Raw genomic sequence first — 22,684 nt, 5'->3', positions numbered from 1 at the left:
AGCAATTTCCAGCCGTCGGAAGCCGAGATTTTCATGCGACTTATATTGAGTGCGATGGTGGTCCTGCTACTCGCCGCTTGTGCGAGCCAGGCTCCTGTCGCCAACAACGCCGCCGATTCGCAGGCGGCGTCCAACTACCTCCGTAAATCAGCCACCGCCAAAGAAACTGTCGACGTCGACAAGCAATCCGTCGGCGACCTGACCAGTGCAGATTCCGATCTCTGGGGCCGCATCCGTCGCGGCTTCCAGATGCCCGACCTGCAGAGCGACCTCGTCGACATGCAGACGACCTGGTACACGCAGCGTCCCGATTACGTGCAGCGCATGACCGAGCGCTCGCAGAAGTACTTGTATCACATCGTCGAGGAACTCGAGGCGCGCCATATGCCGACCGAGCTCGCGCTGCTGCCGTTCATCGAATCCGCGTTCAACCCGCAGGCGCTGTCGGTCGCGAAGGCGGCAGGCATGTGGCAGTTCATGCCGGGCACGGGCCGCACGTACAACCTGAAGCGCAACATGTGGCAGGACGAGCGCCGTGACGTGCTCGCGTCGACGAGCGCCGCGCTCGACTACCTGTCGCGCCTGCATGACATGTTCGGCGACTGGTATCTGGCGCTGGCCGCGTACAACTGGGGCGAGGGCAACGTGCAGCGTGCGATCGCGCGCAACCAGGCGGCCGGCCTGCCGACCGACTACCAGAGCCTGCGGATGCCGAACGAGACGCGCAACTACGTGCCGAAGCTGCAGGCGGTGAAGAACATCATCGCGAATCCGCAGCAGTTCGGCCTGACGCTGCCGGAGATCCCGAACCACCCGTATTTCGTGACGGTCACGACGTCGCGCGACATCGACGTGGCGGTGGCCGCGAAGCTCGCGAACCTGTCGCTCGACGAGTTCCGCTCGCTGAACCCGTCGTTCTCGAAGCCGGTGATCCTCGGCGCGACCGAGCCGCAGATCCTGCTGCCGTTCGACAATGCGGCAGCGTTCGAGAAGAACCTGAAGGCCTATAACGGCCAGTTGTCGACGTGGACCACCTATACGGTCAGCGAGCGCGCGCGCCCGGCCGCGATCGCCGAGAAGATCGGTGTCGACGCCGATACGCTGATGTCCGTCAACAAAATTCCCGCCGGCATGCGCCTGAAGCCGGGCTCGACCATCGTTGTGCCGCGCGGCGATGACGACGACGAGGACATCAGCGCGGACGTTGCGGAAAATGGCGCGCTCGCGATGGAGCCCGACGTACCCGACACGCGCAAGATGCTGATCCGCGTGCGCCGCAAGCAGTCGATGGCGGCGATCGCCGGCCGCTACGGCGTGTCGGTCAGCCAGCTGAAGGCATGGAACCGCACGCATCGCGATCTCGCAATGCCGGGCCAGGCGCTCGTGCTGCACGTCCCGGTCGGTCGCGCGGTGCCTGCCGAGCCGGGTCCGGAGCGGATCGCGACGTCGACCGCCGGCGCGCGTATCGAGCGCGCGAGCCTGTCCGTCGGCGGCAAGTCGCGCGGCGCGAAGCACGGTGCCGCGAAGCCGGCGGCCCGCGCGACGAAGGCTGCTTCCGCGAAGGCGGCGCCGGCCAAGGCCGCGCCGAAGGCCGCTGCAAACAAGGGCAAGAAGAAGTAACGCGGTCGCGACTGCAGCGCGGCGGTCCGGCCGGATCGCGCGCTTGCGTTATCATCCGATGAAACCCGAAGCAACGCCGTCACCGAGGTGACGGCGTTTTCGTTTGTGCGCGGCAGCGGCGGCGTTGCTTCGCGCGGCCGGGATCGGATCACGAGGAGGAGCGATGTCGTCGGTGCAGGTGAGGGTGCTCGCGCTGTTTGCGGTCGGATATTTCGTGTCGTATGTGTTCCGCGGCGTCAATCTCGGCTTCGCGCCGTTCGTTACGCACGAGCTCGGGCTCTCGGCCGCCGATCTCGGGCTGCTCACCAGTCTCTATTTTCTCGGCTTTGCCGGCGCGCAGATTCCGGCCGGCGTGCTGCTCGACCATTTCGGCCCGCGCCGCGTGACGGCCGGGATGCTGCTGTTCGCGGCCGCCGGTGCCGCCGTGTTCGGCGTCGCGCACGACCTTGGCACGATGATGGTCGGCCGGCTGCTGATCGGCGTCGGCGTATCGGTCTGTCTCGGTGCGGCATTCAAGGCGCTCGCGCAGCATTTTCCGGTCGGCCGGCTGCCGCTCGTCAACGGTCTCGTGATGGCTGTCGGCGGCCTGGGCGGCGTCGCGGTCGGCTCGCCGTTGACCTGGCTGCTCGGCGTGACGAGCTGGCGTGTGATCTGCGGCGGCCTCGCGGTGCTGACGATCGTCGTCGCGGCCGCGATCGGCTTCGGCGCGCCGGATGCCGAGCGGCCGCGCCATCAGGGCGGACTCGTCAGCCAGTTCAAGGGCACGTGGCACATCCTCGGCAGCCGTGCATTCTGGAAGATCTCGTCGTTCTCGATCGTCACGCAGGGCGTGTTCTACGCGATGCAGTCGCTGTGGGTCGGTCCGTACCTGCGCGACGTCGCGGGGTTCGATGCGCAGCACGCCGCACGGCTCGTGTCGGTGCTCGGCTTCGCGATGATGGCCGGCTGTGTCGGTTTCGGCGCGGCGGCGCGCGTGCTCGAGCGCCGCGGCGTGTCCGTCCAGGCGTTTTGCGGCGTCGGCATGGTGCTGTTTGTCGCCACGCAAATCGCGATCGTCGCGCGCGTGCCGCTGCCGCCGGCCGTGCTGTGGGCGGCCTACGGAATGTTCGGCGGCGTCGGGATTCTCACCTATGCCGTGCTGGCCGGCCACTTCCCGGCCCAACTGATCGGCCGCGCGAACACGACATTGACGCTTGTGATCTTCGTGCTGATCTTTGCGTTCCAGATCGGTATCGGCGCGGTGCTGTCGCACTGGCCGGCCGTCGACGGCCATTACCCGGCTGCCGCGCACGTCACGGCGTGGAGCATGCTGCTCGTGCTGCAACTCGCAAGCGCGGTCTGGTACGTATGGCCCGCGCGCAGCGCTGGCAAGCATGTTGATCCGGCGGTACGCTGACGGGTAGGGCGGCTGCGGAAACGGGGCCGCAGCAACGAACGGCGCGCGTGATGCCATGGCATTGCGCGCGCCGCATGCGTGATCGGACGGCCATATCGATTGAAGATAAGGCCATTTTCGGGCTATAATTTGAAAGTTTGTGCTGATCAACCTCGCACCCTAGCGCCTACCTCACTCATCCCGTTCATCCGCCGCACGCCGCCTGTCGGGCGATGCCGCGAAGCCTCGTGCGCCACGCGCCGGGTTCGCGTGCCGACACCGCAGGTCGCGTCCAGCTAGCGACTCCGCGCGCCTACGCAGCGCGGCGCTCGCGCGGCAGGGTAAACAGGTCGGCAGCAGGGTGTTCCCCAAGGAGCCTCCCGTGTTGCCGTCTTTTTCTCCCGCCTTGCTTGCACTCGCCGACGGCACGGTCTTTCGTGGTTATTCGATCGGGGCCGAAGGCCACACGATCGGTGAAGTCGTGTTCAACACCGCGATTACCGGCTATCAGGAAATCCTGACTGATCCGAGCTACGCGCGTCAGATCGTCACGCTCACCTACCCGCATATCGGCAACGTCGGCGTCAACGCCGAAGACGTCGAAGCCACGAAAGTCCATGCCGCCGGCCTGATCATCCGTGATCTGCCGACGCTCGCATCGAATTTCCGCATGGACCGCACGCTCGGCGACTACCTGCGCGACGAAGGCGTCGTCGCGATCGCCGGCATCGATACTCGCAAGTTGACCCGTATCCTGCGCGACAAGGGCGCGCAGAACGGCTGCATCCTGGCCGGCTCGAACGACGAGGCGAAGGCGATCGAACTCGCGCGCTCGTTCCCGGGCCTCGCGGGCATGGATCTCGCGAAGGTCGTGTCGACCACGAAGCCGTTCGAGTGGAAGCAGACCGAATGGCGCCTCGGCAGCGGCTACGGCATGCAGGAAGCGCCGAAGTACCGCGTCGTCGCGTACGACTTCGGCGTCAAGTACAACATTCTGCGCATGCTCGCGGAGCGCGGCTGCCACGTGACGGTGCTGCCGGCCGAGGCGAGCGCGGCCGACGCGCTGGCACTGAATCCGGACGGCATCTTCCTGTCGAACGGCCCCGGCGATCCGGAGCCGTGCGACTACGCGATCGCGGCGGCCAAGGAATTCATCGAGCGCGGCGTGCCGACCTTCGGCATCTGCCTCGGCCACCAGATCATGGGCCTCGCGGTCGGCGCGAAGACGCTGAAGATGAAGACGGGCCACCACGGCGCGAACCACCCGGTGAAGGATCTCGGCGACGGTCGCGTGGTGATCACGTCGCAGAACCACGGTTTCGCGGTCGACGCGGATTCGCTGCCGGCCAACGCGCGCGTGACGCACGTGTCGCTGTTCGACGGCACGCTGCAGGGCTTCGAGCTGACCGACAAGCCGGCATTCTGCTTCCAGGGCCACCCGGAAGCGTCGCCCGGCCCGCACGACATCGCGTATCTGTTCGACCGCTTCACCGCACTGATGGACGCGGCGAAGCAGCGCAACGCCTGACGCAACTGAAGCAACCGAAGAACGGGAGATTCGCATCATGTTCGGCCACGCACTCGGCATCACGGATATCTGGACCTACGTGTTCGGCGTGATCTTCATTATCCTGCTGCCGGGGCCGAACTCGATGTACGTGCTGTCGCTCGCGGCGCAGCGCGGCGTGAAGGCCGGATATCGCGCGGCCTGCGGCGTGTTCCTCGGCGACACGGTGCTGATGGTGCTGTCCGCCGCGGGCGTCGCGTCGCTGCTGAAGGCGAACCCGCTGCTGTTCTCCGTCGTCAAGTACGGCGGCGCCGCGTACCTGCTGTACATCGGTGCCGGGATGCTGCGCGGCGCGTGGCGGAAGCTGCGCGCGCGCGCCGATGCGCCGGCCGATGCACCGCGTGCGGTCGATGGCGAGCGGCCGTTCCGCAAGGCGCTGATCGTGAGCCTCCTTAATCCGAAGGCGATCCTGTTCTTCATCTCGTTCTTCATCCAGTTCGTCGACCCGGCGTTCCCGCATCCCGCGCTGTCGTTCGTCGTGCTCGGGGCGATCGCGCAATGCGCGAGCTTCCTGTACCTGAGCACGCTGATCTTCGCGGGCGCGCGGCTCGCCGAGCATTTCCGCCGCCGCCGCAAGCTCGCGGCGGGCGCGGCGAGCAGCGTGGGCGGCCTGTTCATCGGTTTCTCGGTGAAGCTCGCGCTCGCCACCATGAGCTGAGCGCAGCCGCCGATCCGCGACAACGCCACGACAAAGATTACTTACTGAATTCACAAGCCATGCCAAAACGCACAGACATCAAAAGCATCCTCATCATCGGCGCCGGCCCGATCATCATCGGCCAGGCTTGCGAGTTCGACTATTCGGGCGCGCAGGCTTGCAAGGCGCTGCGTGAAGAGGGCTACAAGGTCGTCCTCGTGAACAGCAACCCGGCGACGATCATGACCGACCCGAACACGGCCGACGTCACCTACATCGAGCCGATCACGTGGGAAGTCGTCGCACGCATCATCGAGAAGGAGCGCCCGGACGCGATCCTGCCGACGATGGGCGGCCAGACCGCGCTGAACTGCGCGCTCGACCTGCACCACCACGGCGTGCTCGAGAAGTTCGGCGTCGAGCTGATCGGCGCGTCGCCGGAAGCGATCGACAAGGCGGAAGACCGCCAGAAGTTCAAGGAAGCGATGACCAAGATCGGTCTCGGCTCCGCGAAGTCGGGCATCGCGCACTCGATGGAAGAGGCGACCCAGGTGCATGCCGAGATCATGGCCGGCACCGGCGGCAGCGGCTATCCGGTCGTGATCCGTCCGTCGTTCACGCTCGGCGGCTCGGGCGGCGGCATTGCGTACAACCGCGAAGAGTTTGAAGAGATCTGCAAGCGCGGTCTCGACCTGTCGCCCACGCGCGAGTTGCTGATCGAAGAGTCGCTGCTCGGCTGGAAGGAATACGAGATGGAAGTCGTGCGCGACCGCGCCGACAACTGCATCATCGTGTGCTCGATCGAAAACCTCGACCCGATGGGCGTGCACACCGGCGACTCGATCACGGTCGCGCCGGCGCAGACGCTCACCGACAAGGAATACCAGATCCTGCGTAACGCATCGCTCGCGGTGCTGCGCGAGATCGGCGTCGACACCGGCGGCTCGAACGTGCAGTTCTCGATCAACCCGAAGGACGGCCGCATGGTCGTCATCGAGATGAACCCGCGGGTGTCGCGTTCGTCGGCGCTCGCGTCGAAGGCGACCGGCTTCCCGATCGCGAAGGTCGCGGCGAAGCTGGCGGTCGGCTACACGCTCGACGAGCTGAAGAACGAAATCACCGGCGGCCAGACGCCGGCATCGTTCGAGCCGACGATCGACTACGTCGTCACGAAGATCCCGCGTTTCGCGTTCGAGAAGTTCCGCGAAGCCGATTCGCGCCTGACCACGCAGATGAAGTCGGTCGGCGAAGTGATGGCGATCGGCCGTACGTTCCAGGAATCGTTCCAGAAGGCGCTGCGCGGCCTCGAAGTCGGCGTCGACGGTCTCGACGAGAAGTCGACCGACCGCGACGAGATCGCGATCGAGATCCACGAGCCGGGCCCGGACCGCATCTGGTACGTCGGCGATGCATTCCGCATCGGCATGACGGCCGAGGAAATCTTCGCGGAAACCGCGATCGACCCGTGGTTCCTCGAGCAGATCGAGCAGATCATCCTGAAGGAAAAGGCGCTCGCGGGCCGCACGCTCGCGTCGCTGACGTTCGACGAGCTGCGCTTCCTGAAGCAGAGCGGCTTCTCCGACCGTCGACTCGCGAAGCTGCTCGGCGCGACGCCGGAAGACGTCCGCCGCCGCCGCGTCGAACTGAACGTGCGCCCGGTCTACAAGCGCGTCGACACCTGCGCGGCCGAGTTTGCGACCAAGACGGCCTACATGTACTCGACCTACGAGGAAGAGTGCGAGGCGCAGCCGACCACCAACAAGAAGATCATGGTGCTGGGCGGCGGCCCGAACCGGATCGGCCAGGGCATCGAGTTCGACTACTGCTGCGTGCACGCGGCGCTCGCGATGCGCGAGGACGGCTACGAAACGATCATGGTCAACTGCAACCCGGAAACGGTGTCGACCGACTATGACACGTCCGACCGCCTGTACTTCGAGCCGCTGACGCTGGAAGACGTGCTCGAGATCGTCGACAAGGAAAAGCCCGTCGGCGTGATCGTCCAGTACGGCGGCCAGACGCCGCTGAAGCTCGCGCTCGACCTCGAGGCACACGGCGTGCCGATCGTCGGCACGTCGCCGGACATGATCGATGCGGCCGAAGACCGCGAACGCTTCCAGAAGCTGCTGCAGGACCTCGGCCTGCGCCAGCCGCCGAACCGCACCGCACGCGCCGAAGACGAAGCGCTCGCACTGGCGGCCGAAATCGGCTACCCGCTCGTCGTGCGCCCGTCGTACGTGCTGGGCGGCCGCGCGATGGAAATCGTCCATGAGCCGCGCGACCTCGAGCGCTACATGCGCGAGGCCGTGAAGGTGTCGAACGATTCGCCGGTGCTGCTCGACCGCTTCCTGAACGACGCGATCGAATGCGACGTCGACTGCATCTGCGACGGCGAGTCGGTGTTCATCGGCGGCGTGATGGAACACATCGAGCAGGCGGGCGTCCACTCGGGCGACTCGGCATGCTCGCTGCCGCCGTACTCGCTGTCGAAGGAAACCGTTGCCGAACTGAAGCGCCAGACGGGCGCGATGGCGAAGGCGCTGAACGTGGTCGGCCTGATGAACGTGCAGTTCGCGATCCAGCAGGTGCCGCAGGCGGACGGTTCGAAGCAGGACATCATCTACGTGCTCGAAGTGAACCCGCGCGCATCGCGCACGGTGCCGTACGTGTCGAAGGCGACCAGCCTGCCGCTCGCGAAGATCGCGGCGCGCGCGATGGTCGGCCAGAAGCTCGCGCAGCAGGGCGTGACGAAGGAAGTCGAGCCGCCGTACTTCAGCGTGAAGGAAGCGGTGTTCCCGTTCGTCAAGTTCCCGACCGTCGATCCGGTCCTCGGGCCTGAAATGCGTTCGACCGGCGAAGTGATGGGTGTCGGCCAGACGTTCGGCGAGGCGCTGTTCAAGTCGCAGCTCGCGGCGGGCTCGCGCCTGCCGGAGTCGGGCACGGTGCTGCTGACCGTGATGGACGCCGACAAGCCGAAGGCGGTCGAAGTCGCGCGCATGCTGCACGACCTCGGCTACCCGATCGTCGCGACCAAGGGCACGGCTGCCGCGATCGAAGCGGCCGGCGTGCCGGTGAAGGTCGTCAACAAGGTGAAGGACGGCCGTCCGCACATCGTCGACATGATCAAGAACGGCGAGATCGCACTCGTGTTCACGACGGTCGACGAGACGCGCCAGGCGATCGCCGATTCGCGTTCGATCCGCATGAGCGCGCAGGCGCACAAGGTCACGTACTACACGACGATGTCGGGCGCGCGCGCGGCTGTCGAAGGCTTGCGCTACCTGAAGGATCTGGAAGTCTATGATTTACAAGGTCTTCATGCTCGCCTAAACTAAGCGTTCAGTTACCTGTCGAAGCAACACGTGCCGCGATTAAGCGGTGTTTCCGGTTCGCCGGAAATGCGCTTAATCGCGGTGATTTTTTTTATAGCCGTTTTTAGCGATTGAGCCGTTTATGAGCACCATTCCGTTGACAAAGCGTGGCGCAGAGCAACTGCGCGATGAATTGCAGCGCCTCAAGTCCGTCGAGCGGCCGGCCGTGATCAACGCGATCGCGGAGGCCCGCGCACAGGGCGATCTGTCCGAAAACGCCGAATACGACGCTGCGAAAGAAAAGCAGGGCTTCATCGAGGGTCGCATCGCGGAAATCGAATCGAAGCTTTCGGCCGCGCAGGTCATCGATCCCACCGTGCTCGACGCTGAAGGCCGCGTGGTCTTCGCATCGACGGTCGAACTCGAGGATCTCGAGTCCGGCGACACCGTCAAGTACCAGATCGTCGGCGACGACGAAGCCGACATCGATCACGGCCTGATCTCGGTCAGCTCGCCGATCGCACGCGCGCTGATCGGCAAGTCCGAAGGCGACGTCGCGGCCGTGCAGGCGCCGAGCGGCGTGCGCGAATACGAAATCATCTCGGTCAGCTACATCTGAAGCGGGGCGACGTGATGCCGCATCGCGTGTTCCGTCTGCTGTCGGCCGTGTGGGTCGGCAGCCTGCTGACGATCGGGTATGCGGTCGCGCCAGTGCTGTTCAAGACGCTGGAGCGGATGACGGCCGGCTCGGTCGCCGCCCAGTTGTTTCGCATCGAGGCGATCCTCGGTGTCGTATGCGGCGTGTTGCTGCTCGCGCTGTCGAACCAGCAGGTGCGGCGCGGCAGCGGCGATTACCGGCGCGTGCGCTGGATCGTCGCGGCGATGGTCGCGTGCGTGCTGGTCGGGTATTTTGCGCTGCAGCCGTTCATGAACGCGCTGCGGGTGGCCGCGATGGAGGCGGGCACCGATATCGCGAACTCGCCGTATGCGAGCCGCTTCGGGATGCTGCACGGCGTGTCGAGCCTGTTCTATCTCGTCGAGAGCGTGCTGGGGCTGATGCTGATCTGGCGTTTGCCGGCGCGAGACGCCTGAACGGCGTGTGCGCCGCACCGGCAGGGCGGCACGGGGTGCCCCGTGCCGCGCGGCAGGATTACTTGCCTTGGTGCGGCCGCTTCGTGCTGGCCTGACGCTTTTTCGCACGCTTCACGGTGCCGCCCGCCGTCACGCGCTCGTTGCCGCGCACCGTGACCTTTACCGGCCTCGGACGGCGCACGGGGCTCGCGTTCGGCGACACCTTGACGACCTTGACGGTGCGCGGCGCACGGCCTTTCTTGTCGTCGACGGCTTCGGCCGCGCTCGGCAGCGCGCCGGCACGACGGCCGCGGGCCGGGGCCGCCACGGCAGCCTCGGGCTTCCAGATCACCAGCAGCTTGCCGATGTGCTGGATCGGCGCCGCGTTCAGGCGGTCGCAGATCTCGTCGTAAATGGCGACGCGCTCGTCGCGCTCGTCACCGAACACGCGGATCTTGATCAACTGGTGCGCGGCGAGGTGCACCTTGATTTCCTTCAGCACGGCGTCGGTCAGCCCGTCGGCGCCGATCAGCACGACGGGCTTGAGCGCATGGGCCTGGGAGCGCAGCGCGGAGCGCTCGGCGGGGGAAAGCGAAAGGGCGGGCATGGAAATGTCGAAATCTAAATAGGGGCGCGCTGCATCAGAAGCGAATCGCGGGAAGTTACCGCATCAGCCGCGCGCCGAAACCACGTAAAATCGCGGCTTGGGCCCGGAAGGGGCCGCAGCCGCGCGAAGAAGACGCGTATTATCCGCCAAAAGCACGGCTTCACGAAGCAAATAGCAGCAATCTCTCTCTCGAATGGCAAAAAACCGCTTTAACCAGCACTGGCTGCACGACCACATCAACGACCCGTACGTCAAAATGGCGCAGCGGGAGGGCTATCGCGCGCGTGCCGCGTACAAGCTGAAGGAAATCGACGAGCAGGACAAGCTGATCCGTCCGGGCCAGGTGATCGTCGATCTCGGCGCGACGCCGGGCAGCTGGAGCCAGTATGCCCGCAACAAGCTCGCGCAGGGCAAGAAGCGTGACGCGGAGCGCGAAGGCGGCATCGACGGCACGATCGTCGCGCTCGACATCCTGCCGATGGAACCGATCGCCGACGTCCACTTCCTCCAGGGCGACTTCCGCGAGGACGAGGTTCTTCACCGGCTCGAGGAAGTGCTCGAAGGCCGCTCGGTGGACCTTGTTATTTCGGACATGGCCCCCAACCTCTCGGGCGTGGCCTCGGCGGACGCGGCGCGCATCGAGCATCTGTGCGATCTGGCGCTCGAATTTGCGCAGAATCATCTGAAGCCGGAAGGTGCGCTGCTCGTGAAGTGTTTCCACGGCAGCGGCTACAGCCAGATCGTCGAAAAGTTCAAACAGCAGTTTAAGATCGTCGCGCCGCGCAAGCCGAAGGCGTCCCGCGACAAATCGTCCGAAACGTTCATTTTGGGCCGGCAACTGAAGCATCCGCGGTGACGCGGGGCGCGGTGCCGCAAACGGGCTCCGGCCCTTGCCAGACAAGCGAAGCGCTATCGCGACGGTTGTCAATGCTTATGGCAGGGGTGGTCGGACTGGATTAGAATGACCGAGGAGCGCCGCAAGGAAAATGTAGGCGCTCGTCTACGAGTGAAGGAGTGGTGCTTTGAACAACAATATGTTTTCGAAGGCAGCAGTGTGGCTGGTGATCGCACTGGTGCTGTTTACGGTGTTCAAGCAGTTCGACAAGCCCCGCGTCCAGGAAGGTGTGTCCTATTCGCAGTTCATGGACGACGCCAAGAACGGCAAGGTCAAGAACGTCATCGTGCAGGGGCGCAACCTCACCGTCACTCCGGCTGATGGCCAGAAATACCAGATCGTGTCGCCCGGCGACATCTGGATGGTCGGCGATCTGATGAAGTACGGCGTGCAGGTCAGCGGCAAGGCCGATGACGAGCCGAACGCGCTGATGTCCGCGTTGTACTACCTCGGGCCGACGATCCTGATCATCGTGTTCTGGTTCTACATGATGAGGCAGATGCAGGGAGGCGGCAAAGGCGGCGCATTTTCGTTCGGGAAATCGCGTGCGCGGCTGATCGACGAGAACAACAACGCGGTGAACTTCTCCGACGTCGCAGGCTGCGACGAAGCGAAGGAAGAAGTGTCCGAGCTCGTCGACTTCCTGCGCGACCCGCAGAAATTCCAGAAGCTGGGCGGTCGCATTCCGCGCGGCGTGCTGCTCGTCGGCCCTCCGGGTACCGGCAAGACGCTGCTCGCCCGCGCGATCGCCGGTGAAGCGAAGGTGCCGTTCTTCAGCATCTCGGGTTCCGACTTCGTCGAAATGTTCGTCGGCGTCGGCGCGGCCCGTGTGCGCGACATGTTCGAGCAGGCGAAGAAGCACGCACCGTGCATCGTGTTCATCGACGAAATCGACGCGGTCGGCCGTCATCGCGGCGCCGGCATGGGCGGCGGCAACGACGAGCGCGAGCAGACGCTGAACCAGATGCTGGTCGAGATGGACGGCTTCGAAGCGAACTCGGGCGTGATCGTGATCGCCGCGACCAACCGTTCCGATGTGCTCGACAAGGCGCTGCTGCGTCCGGGCCGTTTCGACCGCCAGGTCTATGTCGGCCTGCCGGACATTCGCGGCCGCGAGCAGATCATGCGCGTGCACCTGCGCAAGGTACCGATCGCGAACGACGTCGACGCGGCGGTCATCGCACGCGGCACGCCGGGCTTCTCGGGCGCCGATCTCGCGAACCTCGTGAACGAAGCGGCGCTGTTCGCCGCCCGCCGTGGCAAGCGCATCGTCGAGATGCAGGATTTCGAGGACGCGAAGGACAAGATCTTCATGGGTCCGGAGCGCAAGTCGGCGGTGATTCGCGAAGAAGCGAAGCGTGCGACGGCTTACCACGAGTCGGGCCACGCTGTGATCGCGAAGCTGCTGCCGAAGGCCGACCCGGTGCACAAGGTCACGATCATCCCGCGCGGTCGCGCGCTGGGTGTCACGTGGCAGCTGCCCGAGCATGACAATGAGACGTACTCGAAGGACTACCTGCTCGACCGTCTGGCGATCCTGTTCGGCGGCCGCGTGGCCGAGGAGCTGTTCCTGAACCTGATCAGCACCGGCGCGTCGGACGACTTCAACAAGGCGACGCAGACGGCGCGTGCGATGGTGGCGCGTTTCGGCATGACCGACGCGCTCGGACCGATGGTCTACGTCGACGACGAGAACGACAGCGGCCCGTTCGGCCGCGGCTTCACCCGCACGATCTCGGAAGCGACGCAGCAGAAGGTCGACGGCGAAATCCGCCGCGTGCTCGACGAGCAGTACGGCCTTGCGCGTCGCCTGCTCGAAGAGAACCGCGACAAGGTCGAGGCAATGACAGCCGCGCTGATGGAGTGGGAGACGATTGACGCCGATCAGATCAACGACATCATGGAAGGGCGTCCGCCGCGCTCGCCGAAGAGCTCGCCGGCCGTTGGCGGCGATTCCTCGGGTGGCGGCACGGCCGCCGAAGTGAAGCCCGGCAACGCGCCGGCGCCTGCTTCGCCGGCCTGACCTTCGCCGTAGCACCGTTCACGGGCTGGTGTGGCTTCACACCGGCCCGTTTTGCATTCATCAACACCTCCCGCCCGTGCCCGAATCCGCAGTTTCAGCCTCCATTCCCGCGCCGCTCCAGTGCGGCCGTTTCTCGCTGACGTTCGAACGCCCGCGCGTGATGGGCATTCTCAACGCCACCCCCGATTCGTTTTCCGACGGCGGCCGCTTCCTCGCGCGCGACGATGCGCTGCGCCAGGCCGAGCGGATGATCGCCGAAGGCGTCGACCTGATCGACATCGGCGGCGAGTCGACGCGCCCCGGTGCGCCGCCCGTGCCGCTCGACGAGGAACTCGCGCGCGTGATCCCGCTCGTCGAAGCACTGCGGCCGTTGAACGTGCCGCTGTCGATCGACACCTACAAGCCTGCCGTGATGCGTGCGGCGCTCGCTGCCGGCGCGGATATGATCAACGACATCTGGGGGTTCCGCCAGCCGGGTGCGATCGACGCGGTGCGTGAAGGCAACAGCGGACTGTGCGCGATGCACATGCTCGGCGAGCCGCAGACGATGCAGGTCGGCGAGCCCGACTACGGCGACGTCGTGACCGACGTGCGCGACTTTCTCGCAGCACGCGCGCAGGCGCTGCGCGACGCGGGCGTCGCAGCGGAACGGATCTGCGTCGATCCCGGGTTTGGATTCGGCAAGGCGGTGGTCGACGACAACTACGCGCTGCTGGCCGCGTTGCCGGACACGACGCCCGCGCGGCCCGACGGGCGCGCATATCCGATTCTCGCGGGCATGTCGCGCAAGTCGATGCTCGGCGCGGTGATCGGCGGCAAGCCGCCGATCGAACGCGTCGCGGCGAGCGTCGCGGCAGCATTGTGCGCAGTCGGGCGCGGCGCGGCGATCGTGCGTGTGCACGACGTCGCGGCGACGGTCGATGCGCTGAAGGTCTGGAACGCCGTGCGCGAAGCCGCGCGGCAACGATAAGTCAGAAGTCAGAAAGACGAAGGAGGAAGGTTCGCCATGGGACGTCGATATTTCGGCACGGACGGCATTCGCGGCACGGTGGGCGAGGCGCCCATCACGCCTGATTTCGTGTTGCGTCTCGGCTATGCGGCCGGCAAGGTGCTGGCCGGCGCGGCCGACGTCGCGGCGGGTGCGCGTCCGACGGTGCTGATCGGCAAGGACACGCGCGTGTCGGGCTACATGCTCGAGGCCGCGCTCGAGGCCGGTTTTTCGGCGGCTGGCGTGGACGTGATGCTGGCCGGCCCGATGCCGACGCCGGGCGTCGCGTACCTGACGCGCGCGCTGCGCCTGTCGGCCGGTGTCGTGATCAGCGCATCGCACAACCCGTATCAGGACAACGGGATCAAGTTCTTCTCCGCCGACGGCAACAAGCTGCCGGACGATACCGAGGCCGAGATCGAGGCATGGCTCGACAAGCCGCTCGAATGCGCGTCGTCGGACCGGCTCGGCAAGGCGCGTCGCCTCGACGACGCGGCCGGCCGCTACATCGAGTTCTGCAAGAGCACATTCCCGGCCGCATACGACCTGCGCGGGCTGAAGCTCGTGATCGACTGCGCCCACGGCGCCGCGTACCAGATCGCGCCGCACGTATTCCACGAACTCGGCGCGGACGTGATTCCGATCGGTGTCGCGCCGAACGGCTTCAACATCAACGACGGTGTCGGCGCAACGGCGCCCGACGCACTGGTGCGTGCGGTGCGGGCGAACCATGCGGACCTCGGCATCGCGCTCGACGGCGATGCGGACCGCCTGCAGGTCGTGGATGCGACGGGCCGGCTGTACAACGGCGACGAATTGCTCTACGTACTCGTGAAGGACCGGATTGCGACCGCCGGCAAGGTCGACGGCGCGGTCGGCACGCTGATGACGAACCTCGCGGTCGAGGTCGCGCTGCAGCGCGAGGGCGTGCAGTTCGTGCGGGCGGCCGTCGGCGATCGCTACGTGCTCGAACAGTTGCGCGAGCGCGGCTGGCAGCTCGGTGCGGAAGGCTCGGGCCACATCCTGTCGCTCGACCGCCATTCGACCGGCGACGGCATCGTGTCGGCGCTGCTCGTGCTGGCCGCGCTCAAGCGCAGCGGCCGTACGCTTGCGCAGATGCTGGACGGCGTCACGCTGTTCCCGCAGAAGCTGATCAACGTGCGGATGAAGCCGGGTGCCGACTGGAAGGGCAGCGCATCGATTCGCGCGGCGATCGACGCAGCCGAAAGCGCGCTCGCCGGCCGCGGCCGAGTGCTGATCCGCGCATCGGGCACCGAGCCCGTGCTGCGCGTGATGGTCGAGGCACAGCATGCGGCCGACGCGACCCGTCACGCGGAAGCGATCGCCGACGCGGTGCGCGTGGCGACGAGCTGAGCCGAATCGGTGACGGCGCGCGACCGGTCCGGCCGTGCGCGCGCCGCCTCTCCGATGATTCGACAAGCGGCGCCCTCGGGCGCCGCAATTCGTCAGACGCAAAGGTTTGCGCTATTAAATAGAGGATGACTTCGGCGCGGATTTCGTCTGACGCAAGAAAACATCCGACCCTAAATCGTGATGACCGCCGCAAAGGGTTTCCTGCCCCATGTGCGGTGAACACGATTCGCTCCGGACCTCGCATCGGCGGGTGCCGCACAGCCCTTCCTGACCGGCAATTCTTGCCGTCATTTCCCGCCGCGCTGCCCCTGCGCGGCCGCCCGCACAGGGCCCGATACACCCTTTCAACCAGTCATGTTACTGTCACGCCAGTTTCATCGATTGTCACATTATCGTCATGAGGAGCCCCTAACCTTCGCGGTGCCGTAGTCATCCGCTCACACACTGGAGGTCTCATGAAATTGATGCAAACCGCGATTGCCGGCCTGGCTGGCGCGCTTTTCGCAGTCGCCGCGCAAGCTGCCGACATCACGGGCGCAGGCAGCACGTTCGCGATGCCGATTTATACGAAATGGGCTGCCGACTACCAGCAGGCCGGCGGCGCGAAGGTGAACTACCAGGGTATCGGTTCGTCGGGCGGCCTCAAGCAGATCAACGCGAAGACGGTCGATTTTGCCGGTTCGGACGCTCCGCTGAAGGATGAAGAACTCGCGAAGGAAGGCCTGTTCCAGTTCCCGACGGTGGTCGGCGGCGTGGTGCCGGTCGTCAACGTGCCGGGCGTGAAGGCCGGCGAACTGACGCTGTCGGGCCCGGTGCTCGGCGACATCTACCTCGGCAAGATCAAGAAGTGGAACGACCCGGCGATCGCCGCGCTGAACCCGAAGGTCAAGCTGCCGGATACGGACATCGCGGTCGTTCGCCGTGCTGACGGCTCGGGCACGAGCTTCATCTGGACGAACTACCTGTCGAAGGTCAACGACGAGTGGAAGTCGAAGATCGGCGAAGGCACGACGGTCAACTGGCCGACGGGCACGGGCGGCAAGGGCAACGACGGCGTCGCGGCCTTCGTGCAGCGCCTGCCGGGCGCGATCGGCTACGTCGAATGGGCGTACGCGAAGAAGAACAACATGACCTACACGGCCCTGAAGAACTCGATGGGCACGGTGGTCGAGCCGAAGACCGAAACGTTCAAGGCCGCTGCTGCCGGCGCGAACTGGTCGAAGTCGTTCTACCAGATCCTGACGAACCAGCCGGGCAAGGAAGCATGGCCGGTCGTCGGCGCGACGTTCGTGCTGCTGCACGCGAAGCAGGACAAGCCGGAGCAGGGCGCCGAAACGCTGAAGTTCTTCAGCTGGGCGTTCAAGAACGGCGAGAAGGCAGCCGACAGCCTCGACTACATCTCGCTGCCGGCGACGGTCGAGACGGAAATCCGCAAGCAGTGGAAGACGAAGGTGACGGACGCATCGGGCAAGCCGGTCGCCACGGAGTAAGCAATCCAGCGGTTCGCTGCCCGGCCGTGCCGGCTGGGCAGTGTGTGCGGTAAGGCCGGGCGTCACGGCGCCCGGCGATCCAGAACAGGCGCCCATGTCTGATATTTCCTACACGTCTTCCCGGTCCGATGCCGCGCAGCAACGCGCGCCGAGCCGTCTCGGAGACGTTCTGTTCGGCGGCCTCGCACGGCTGGCCGCGATCGTGACCCTGCTGCTGCTGGGCGGGATCATCGTTTCCCTGATCATTGCGTCGATGCCGACCATCCAGAAGTTCGGCCTCGGCTTCTTGTTGCAAACCGAGTGGGATCCGAACTCGGATATTTACGGCGCGGTCGTGCCGATCTACGGCACGATCGTGACGTCGCTCATCGCGCTCGTCATCGCGGTGCCCGTCAGCTTCGGCATCGCACTGTTCCTCACCGAATTGTCGCCCGTGTGGCTGCGTCGCCCGCTCGGCATCGCGATCGAGCTGCTCGCCGCGATTCCGTCGATCGTGTACGGCATGTGGGGCCTGCTCGTGTTCGCGCCGATCTTCGCCGAATACTTCCAGAAGCCGATCGGCCGTCTCTTCAAGGACGTGTGGGTGCTCGGTCCGCTGACGTCGGGCCCGCCGATCGGCATCGGCATTCTCGCGGCCGGCGTGATCCTCGCGATCATGATCATCCCGTACATCGCGTCGGTGATGCGCGACGTGTTCGAAGTCACGCCCGTGCTGCTGAAGGAATCGGCTTACGGGATCGGCTGCACGACGTGGGAAGTGATGTGGAAAGTCGTGCTGCCCTACACGAAGACCGGCGTGATCGGCGGCGTGATGCTCGGCCTCGGCCGCGCGCTCGGCGAAACGATGGCCGTGACCTTCGTGATCGGCAACACCAACCTGCTCGACAGCGTGTCGCTGTTCGCGCCGGGCAACAGCATCACGTCGGCGCTCGCGAACGAATTCGCGGAAGCGCAACCGGGCCTGCATACGTCCGCGCTGATGGAACTGGGCCTGATCCTGTTCGTGATCACGTTCATCGTGCTGTCCATCTCCAAACTGCTGCTGCTTCGTCTCGAGAAGGGAGAGGGCAAGAAATGAGCGAGCCCGTCATGAATTTCCCGGGGCCGAATGGCGCCGCGCTCGACGCGATGCGCAACCGCCTGCAGCGCAAGCGCAAGGTGACCAACGCGATCGCGCTGACCGCGTCGCTCGCCGCGATGGCGTTCGGCCTGTTGTGGCTCGTGTGGATTCTCTACACCACGGTGCATCTCGGCGTCGGCGGTCTGTCGCTGCAGCTGTTCACCGAATCGACGCCGGCACCGAACACGGAAGGCGGCGGCCTGGCGAACGCGATCGTCGGCAGCCTGCTGCTGTGCGGTTTCGGCACGCTGGTCGGCACGCCGATCGGCATCCTCGCGGGCGTCTATCTTGCCGAATACGGCCAGAAGAACCTGCTGGCGAGCACGATCCGCTTCATCAACGACATCCTGCTGTCGGCGCCGTCGATCGTCATCGGGCTGTTCGTCTACGCGATCGTCGTCGCGAAGTCGGGGCGCTTCTCGGGCTGGGCCGGCGTGATCGCGCTGGCGCTGCTGCAGATTCCGATCGTGATCCGCACGACCGAGAACATGCTGAAGCTGGTGCCGAACGCGCTGCGCGAAGCAGCCGTCGCGCTCGGCACGCCGAAGTGGCGGATGGTGTTGAAGATCACGCTGCGCGCATCGGTCGGCGGGATCGTGACGGGCGTGCTGCTCGCGGTCGCGCGGATCGCCGGCGAAACGGCGCCGCTGCTGTTCACCGCGCTGTCGAACCAGTTCTTCTCGTGGGACATGAGCCAGCCGATTGCGAACCTGCCCGTCACGATCTACAAGTTCGCGATGAGCCCGTTCGCCGAATGGCAGTCGCTCGCATGGGCGGGCGTGTTCCTGATCACGCTCGGGGTGCTCGGACTCAACATCCTGGCGCGCTCGATCTTCTCGAAAAAGTAACGGCGGAGCAATCCGATGAATATGGCAGAAAGCCACCTGAATCCCGTCGAGCGCACCGCTGCGCCCGCCGGCACACAAGATGCGGCACATGGCCGTCCGCTGGCGCCGCTGAACGCGAAGATCGAGGTCAACAACCTCAACTTCTTCTACAACAAGTTCCACGCGCTGAAGAACATCAACCTGCGCATTCCCGAAGGGAAGGTGACGGCGTTCATCGGTCCGTCGGGTTGCGGCAAGTCGACGCTCCTGCGCACGTTCAACAAGATGTACGCGCTCTATCCGGAGCAGCGCGCCGAGGGCGAAATCCTGATGGACGGCGAGAACCTGCTGACCACCAAGCGCGACATTTCGCTGCTGCGCGCGCGGATCGGCATGGTGTTCCAGAAGCCGACCCCGTTCCCGATGTCGATCTACGACAACATCGCGTTCGGCGTGAAGATGTTCGAGAAGCTCACGCGCTCGGAGATGGACGATCGCGTCGAGTGGGCGCTGACGAAGGCCGCGCTGTGGAACGAAGTGAAGGACAAGCTGAGCCAGAGCGGTTACGGGCTGTCCGGCGGCCAGCAACAGCGTCTGTGCATCGCGCGCGGTATCGCGATCCGTCCGGAAGTGCTGCTGCTCGACGAGCCGTGCTCGGCGCTCGACCCGATCTCGACGGGCCGCATCGAGGAGCTGATCGCGGAGCTGAAGAGCGACTACACGGTCGTGATCGTCACGCACAACATGCAGCAGGCCGCGCGCTGCTCGGACTACACGGCCTACATGTACCTGGGCGAGCTGATCGAATTCGGCGAAACCGAAAAGATCTTCATCAAGCCGGTGCGCAAGGAAACGGAAGACTACATCACCGGCCGTTTCGGCTGATGACGGAGAATCACAACCATGTCGGATAAACATCTGTCGAGCCAGTTCGACGCGGACCTGAATGCCGTGTCGTCGAAAGTGCTGGAAATGGGCGGGCTCGTCGAGTCGCAGATCGTCGGCGCGATGCATGCGCTGAACGAATTCGACCGCGAGACGGCCGAGAAGGTGATCGCGGCCGAGGAAACGCTGAACGCGATGGAAGTCGACATCGACCAGGAGTGCGGCAACATCATCGCGCGGAGGCAGCCGGCCGCGCGCGACCTGCGTCTTCTGATGTCGATTTCGAAAACGATTACGAACCTCGAGCGCGCCGGCGACGAGGCCGAGAAGATCGCGAAGCGCGTGCGCCGCCTGATCGACGAGCCGGCCGCGCGTGCGGTGAACATCGCCGAGATCAAGGTGTCGGGCGAGATGGCCGTGACGATCCTGCGCCGCGCGCTCGACGCGTTCGCGCGCCTCGATACGGTGGCGGCTGCGCAGATCGTCAAGGACGACAAGGAAATCGACCTCGAATTCCGCGCGTTCGTGCGCAAGCTCGTGTCGTACATGCAGGAAGACCCGCGCACGATCTCGGTCGGCCTCGAGTACCTGTTCATCGCGAAGGCGATCGAACGGATCGGCGACCACGCGAAGAACATCGCCGAATTCATCATCTACATCGTGAAGGGCACCGACGTGCGGCACCAGCCGCGCGACACGCTCGATCGCGAAGCCAACAGTTAATCGACTCCGTAAGGAAGAACAGAGGTGCCGATGCCCAGCAACATTCTCGTCGTCGAAGATGAGCCCGCGATTTCCGAACTGATCTCGGTGAATCTCCAGCATGCCGGTCACTGCCCGATCCGCGCGTACAACGCCGAGCAGGCGCAGAACCTGATCAGCGACGTGCTGCCCGATCTCGTGCTGCTCGACTGGATGCTGCCGGGCAAGTCCGGCATTGCGTTCGCGCGCGACCTGCGCAACAACGAACGGACCAAGCACATCCCGATCATCATGCTGACCGCGCGCGGCGACGAGCAGGACAAGGTGCTCGGCCTCGAGATCGGCGCGGACGACTACGTGACGAAGCCGTTCTCGCCGAAGGAACTGATGGCGCGCATCAAGGCCGTGCTGCGCCGCCGCGCGCCGCAGCTGACCGAGGACGTCGTGTCGATCAACGGGCTGCGCCTCGATCCGGCCACGCATCGGGTTGCCGCGCACGGCGACGGCAGCGAGATCAAGCTCGATCTCGGCCCGACCGAATTCCGCCTGCTGCATTTCTTCATGACGCATCCGGAGCGCGTGCACAGCCGCACGCAACTGCTCGATCAGGTCTGGGGCGATCACGTGTTCGTCGAGGAGCGCACCGTCGACGTCCATATCAAACGATTGCGCGCGGCCTTGAAACCGGCCGGTTGCGATGCGATGATCGAGACCGTGCGCGGCAGCGGCTACCGGCTCGCCAAGCACGCGTAACGTATCCGGACATGCCGTGTGCCACGGCATGCCGTTCATTCTTTCGGGCGCTGAATCATGAACATCATCTGGGCGCGCTTTCTCGTGTCGCTCATGCTGCTCGTGCTGATCAGCGTATTGGTCGGCGTGTTCGCCGGCCCGATCGCGGGCCTCGGGTTCGCGGTCGTGATGCTGGTCGCGCAGGGCTTCTTCAGCACCTTCCATACGCAACGCCTGTGGCGTCTGCTCGATGCGCCCGTCTACGGCGAGGTGCCGAGCGCACCGGGCATCTGGGGTGAAATCTACTACCGGCTGCACAAGCTCGCGAAGCAGTGGCATGCGCAGGTGCGGCAGGTCGAGCAGCAGCATTCGCGCTTCATCCAGGCGATCCAGGCGTCGCCGAACGGCGTCGCGATGCTCGACGACCATGATCAGATCGAGTGGTGCAACGCGATCGCGGAGGTGCATTTCGGCCTCGACGCGAAGCGCGACCTGCGGCAGCACATCACGAATCTGGTTCGTCATCCGGAGTTCGTCCGCTACCTGAACGCGCAGCATTACGACGAGACGCTCGTGATGCGCGGGATGGGCGACTCGCGGCAGAACGTGCTGGAAGTGCAGGTGTTTCCGTACGGCGAGAACCGCAAGCTGCTGCTCACGCAGGACATCACGGAGCTCGAGCGGACCGACGCGATGAGGCGCGACTTCGTCGCGAACGTGTCGCACGAACTGAAGACGCCGCTCACCGTGCTGTCGGGCTTCCTCGAGACGATGCGCGAACTGCCGCTGAACGAGGAGGATCGCGCGCGCTATCTCGAGATGATGGAGCAGCAGGCGTCGCGGATGCGGCACATCGTCACCGATCTGCTGGTGCTTGCGAAGCTCGAGGGCGAAAGCAAGCCGCCGATGGATCACGCGATCGACATGCGTGCCGTATTCGACCATCTGAAGGAAGATGCGCAGACGCTGTCGAACGGGCATCACGAGATCGCGTTCACGATCGACGAGACGCTCGGCGTCACGGGCGCGCAGACCGAAGTGTTCAGTGCGTTCGCGAATCTCGTGACCAACGCGATCCGCTATACGCCGGACGGCGGCAAGATCCTCGTGTCGTGGCGGCGCGAGGGCGCGCAAGGCGTGTTTTCCGTCACCGACAGCGGCTTCGGCATCCCGGCGGCCGACCTGCCGCGGCTGACCGAACGCTTCTATCGCGTCGACCGCAGCCGCTCGCGCGATACGGGCGGCACGGGGCTCGGCCTCGCGATCGTCAAGCACGTGCTGCAGCGGCATGACTCGCACCTGTACGTGCAGAGCGAGGAAGGACGCGGCAGCACGTTCACCGCACGCTTCCCGGCCTCGCGGATCATCGCGATCCGGCCGGCGACGTTCGAAGCGTGAGCGCATGACGCGAATCGGGTGCCTCACGTCGGCATCCCGCTGCAAATAAAAAAGCACAGCCC

At 65.4% G+C, this 22,684-nt stretch carries 19 protein-coding genes; 18 read left to right on the top strand and 1 reads right to left on the bottom strand.

Features of this window, described 5'->3' with window-relative positions; translation table 11 throughout:
- Window positions 1-33: 33 nt before the first annotated feature.
- From HWX25_RS18475 to HWX25_RS18445, 7 genes are all read left to right on the top strand, one after another.
- On the top strand, window positions 34-1,620 hold the full coding sequence (locus HWX25_RS18475) for a transglycosylase SLT domain-containing protein (RefSeq protein WP_175909569.1): 1,587 nt from the start codon (window positions 34-36) through the stop codon (window positions 1,618-1,620).
- 163 nt (window positions 1,621-1,783) lie between these two features.
- Window positions 1,784-3,016: an MFS transporter gene (locus tag HWX25_RS18470; protein WP_175909567.1), complete on the top strand. Its 1,233-nt coding sequence runs from the start codon at window positions 1,784-1,786 to the stop codon at window positions 3,014-3,016.
- Between the two features lie 361 nt (window positions 3,017-3,377).
- Complete coding sequence (carA, locus tag HWX25_RS18465) at window positions 3,378-4,523, top strand: glutamine-hydrolyzing carbamoyl-phosphate synthase small subunit (protein ID WP_059523474.1); 1,146 nt, start codon at window positions 3,378-3,380, stop codon at window positions 4,521-4,523.
- A gap of 37 nt (window positions 4,524-4,560) precedes the next feature.
- Window positions 4,561-5,220 (top strand): leucine efflux protein LeuE, encoded by a 660-nt coding sequence (leuE, locus tag HWX25_RS18460; RefSeq protein ID WP_059523472.1) that lies wholly within the window; start codon window positions 4,561-4,563, stop codon window positions 5,218-5,220.
- A 59-nt stretch (window positions 5,221-5,279) separates the two neighbouring features.
- Window positions 5,280-8,534, top strand: a complete 3,255-nt coding sequence (gene carB / locus HWX25_RS18455; RefSeq protein WP_124667607.1) for a carbamoyl-phosphate synthase large subunit — start codon at window positions 5,280-5,282, stop codon at window positions 8,532-8,534.
- A gap of 118 nt (window positions 8,535-8,652) precedes the next feature.
- Window positions 8,653-9,129, top strand: a complete 477-nt coding sequence (greA, locus tag HWX25_RS18450) for a transcription elongation factor GreA (protein ID WP_021163362.1) — start codon at window positions 8,653-8,655, stop codon at window positions 9,127-9,129.
- Between the two features lie 14 nt (window positions 9,130-9,143).
- Window positions 9,144-9,602 carry a DUF4149 domain-containing protein gene (locus HWX25_RS18445; protein WP_059523468.1) on the top strand — a complete coding sequence of 153 codons (459 nt, stop codon included), beginning with the start codon at window positions 9,144-9,146 and terminating at the stop codon, window positions 9,600-9,602.
- Between the two features lie 58 nt (window positions 9,603-9,660).
- On the opposite strand, the gene HWX25_RS18440 is transcribed toward HWX25_RS18445, so the two are convergent.
- A complete protein-coding gene (locus HWX25_RS18440; RefSeq protein WP_059523466.1) occupies window positions 9,661-10,188 on the bottom strand; it encodes a YhbY family RNA-binding protein in 528 nt (175 codons plus the stop codon).
- Between the two features lie 193 nt (window positions 10,189-10,381).
- On the opposite strand from HWX25_RS18440, the gene HWX25_RS18435 reads away from it, so the two are divergent.
- The 11 genes from HWX25_RS18435 to phoR all read left to right on the top strand — a co-directional run bounded on the left by HWX25_RS18435 (window position 10,382) and on the right by phoR (window position 22,622).
- Window positions 10,382-11,044, top strand: a complete 663-nt coding sequence (locus HWX25_RS18435) for an RlmE family RNA methyltransferase (protein ID WP_059523464.1) — start codon at window positions 10,382-10,384, stop codon at window positions 11,042-11,044.
- 166 nt (window positions 11,045-11,210) lie between these two features.
- Window positions 11,211-13,106 (top strand): ATP-dependent zinc metalloprotease FtsH, encoded by a 1,896-nt coding sequence (gene ftsH, locus HWX25_RS18430; protein ID WP_059465595.1) that lies wholly within the window; start codon window positions 11,211-11,213, stop codon window positions 13,104-13,106.
- Window positions 13,107-13,134: 28 nt separating this feature from the next.
- Complete coding sequence (gene folP, locus HWX25_RS18425) at window positions 13,135-14,076, top strand: dihydropteroate synthase (protein ID WP_175909565.1); 942 nt, start codon at window positions 13,135-13,137, stop codon at window positions 14,074-14,076.
- A gap of 36 nt (window positions 14,077-14,112) precedes the next feature.
- Complete coding sequence (gene glmM, locus HWX25_RS18420; protein ID WP_175909563.1) at window positions 14,113-15,468, top strand: phosphoglucosamine mutase; 1,356 nt, start codon at window positions 14,113-14,115, stop codon at window positions 15,466-15,468.
- A 455-nt stretch (window positions 15,469-15,923) separates the two neighbouring features.
- Entirely contained in the window at window positions 15,924-16,958 is a 1,035-nt protein-coding gene (gene pstS, locus HWX25_RS18415) for a phosphate ABC transporter substrate-binding protein PstS (protein WP_175909561.1), read from the top strand.
- A 94-nt stretch (window positions 16,959-17,052) separates the two neighbouring features.
- On the top strand, window positions 17,053-18,036 hold the full coding sequence (gene pstC / locus HWX25_RS18410) for a phosphate ABC transporter permease PstC (protein WP_059815732.1): 984 nt from the start codon (window positions 17,053-17,055) through the stop codon (window positions 18,034-18,036).
- Window positions 18,033-18,926, top strand: coding sequence for a phosphate ABC transporter permease PstA (pstA, locus tag HWX25_RS18405; RefSeq protein ID WP_175909559.1), 894 nt, complete (start codon window positions 18,033-18,035; stop codon window positions 18,924-18,926). The genes pstC and pstA overlap by 4 nt, the downstream gene beginning before the upstream one ends.
- Window positions 18,927-18,941: 15 nt before the next feature.
- Complete coding sequence (pstB, locus tag HWX25_RS18400) at window positions 18,942-19,790, top strand: phosphate ABC transporter ATP-binding protein PstB (RefSeq protein WP_059815729.1); 849 nt, start codon at window positions 18,942-18,944, stop codon at window positions 19,788-19,790.
- An 18-nt stretch (window positions 19,791-19,808) separates the two neighbouring features.
- On the top strand, window positions 19,809-20,513 hold the full coding sequence (phoU, locus tag HWX25_RS18395) for a phosphate signaling complex protein PhoU (protein ID WP_059523442.1): 705 nt from the start codon (window positions 19,809-19,811) through the stop codon (window positions 20,511-20,513).
- A gap of 30 nt (window positions 20,514-20,543) precedes the next feature.
- Entirely contained in the window at window positions 20,544-21,245 is a 702-nt protein-coding gene (gene phoB, locus HWX25_RS18390; RefSeq protein WP_006750313.1) for a phosphate regulon transcriptional regulator PhoB, read from the top strand.
- Between the two features lie 57 nt (window positions 21,246-21,302).
- The gene (gene phoR, locus HWX25_RS18385) at window positions 21,303-22,622 is read left to right on the top strand and encodes a phosphate regulon sensor histidine kinase PhoR (RefSeq protein WP_059815725.1); all 1,320 of its coding nucleotides are present in this window, start codon (window positions 21,303-21,305) and stop codon (window positions 22,620-22,622) included.
- Window positions 22,623-22,684: the final 62 nt, after the last annotated feature.

This window comes from Burkholderia sp. BCC1640 (genome assembly GCF_902833125.1).
GTDB classification, from domain to species: Bacteria; Pseudomonadota; Gammaproteobacteria; order Burkholderiales; family Burkholderiaceae; genus Burkholderia; species Burkholderia diffusa.
Note: the sequence above shows the minus strand (reverse complement) of the source record. Positions and strands in the feature narration are given on the sequence as shown.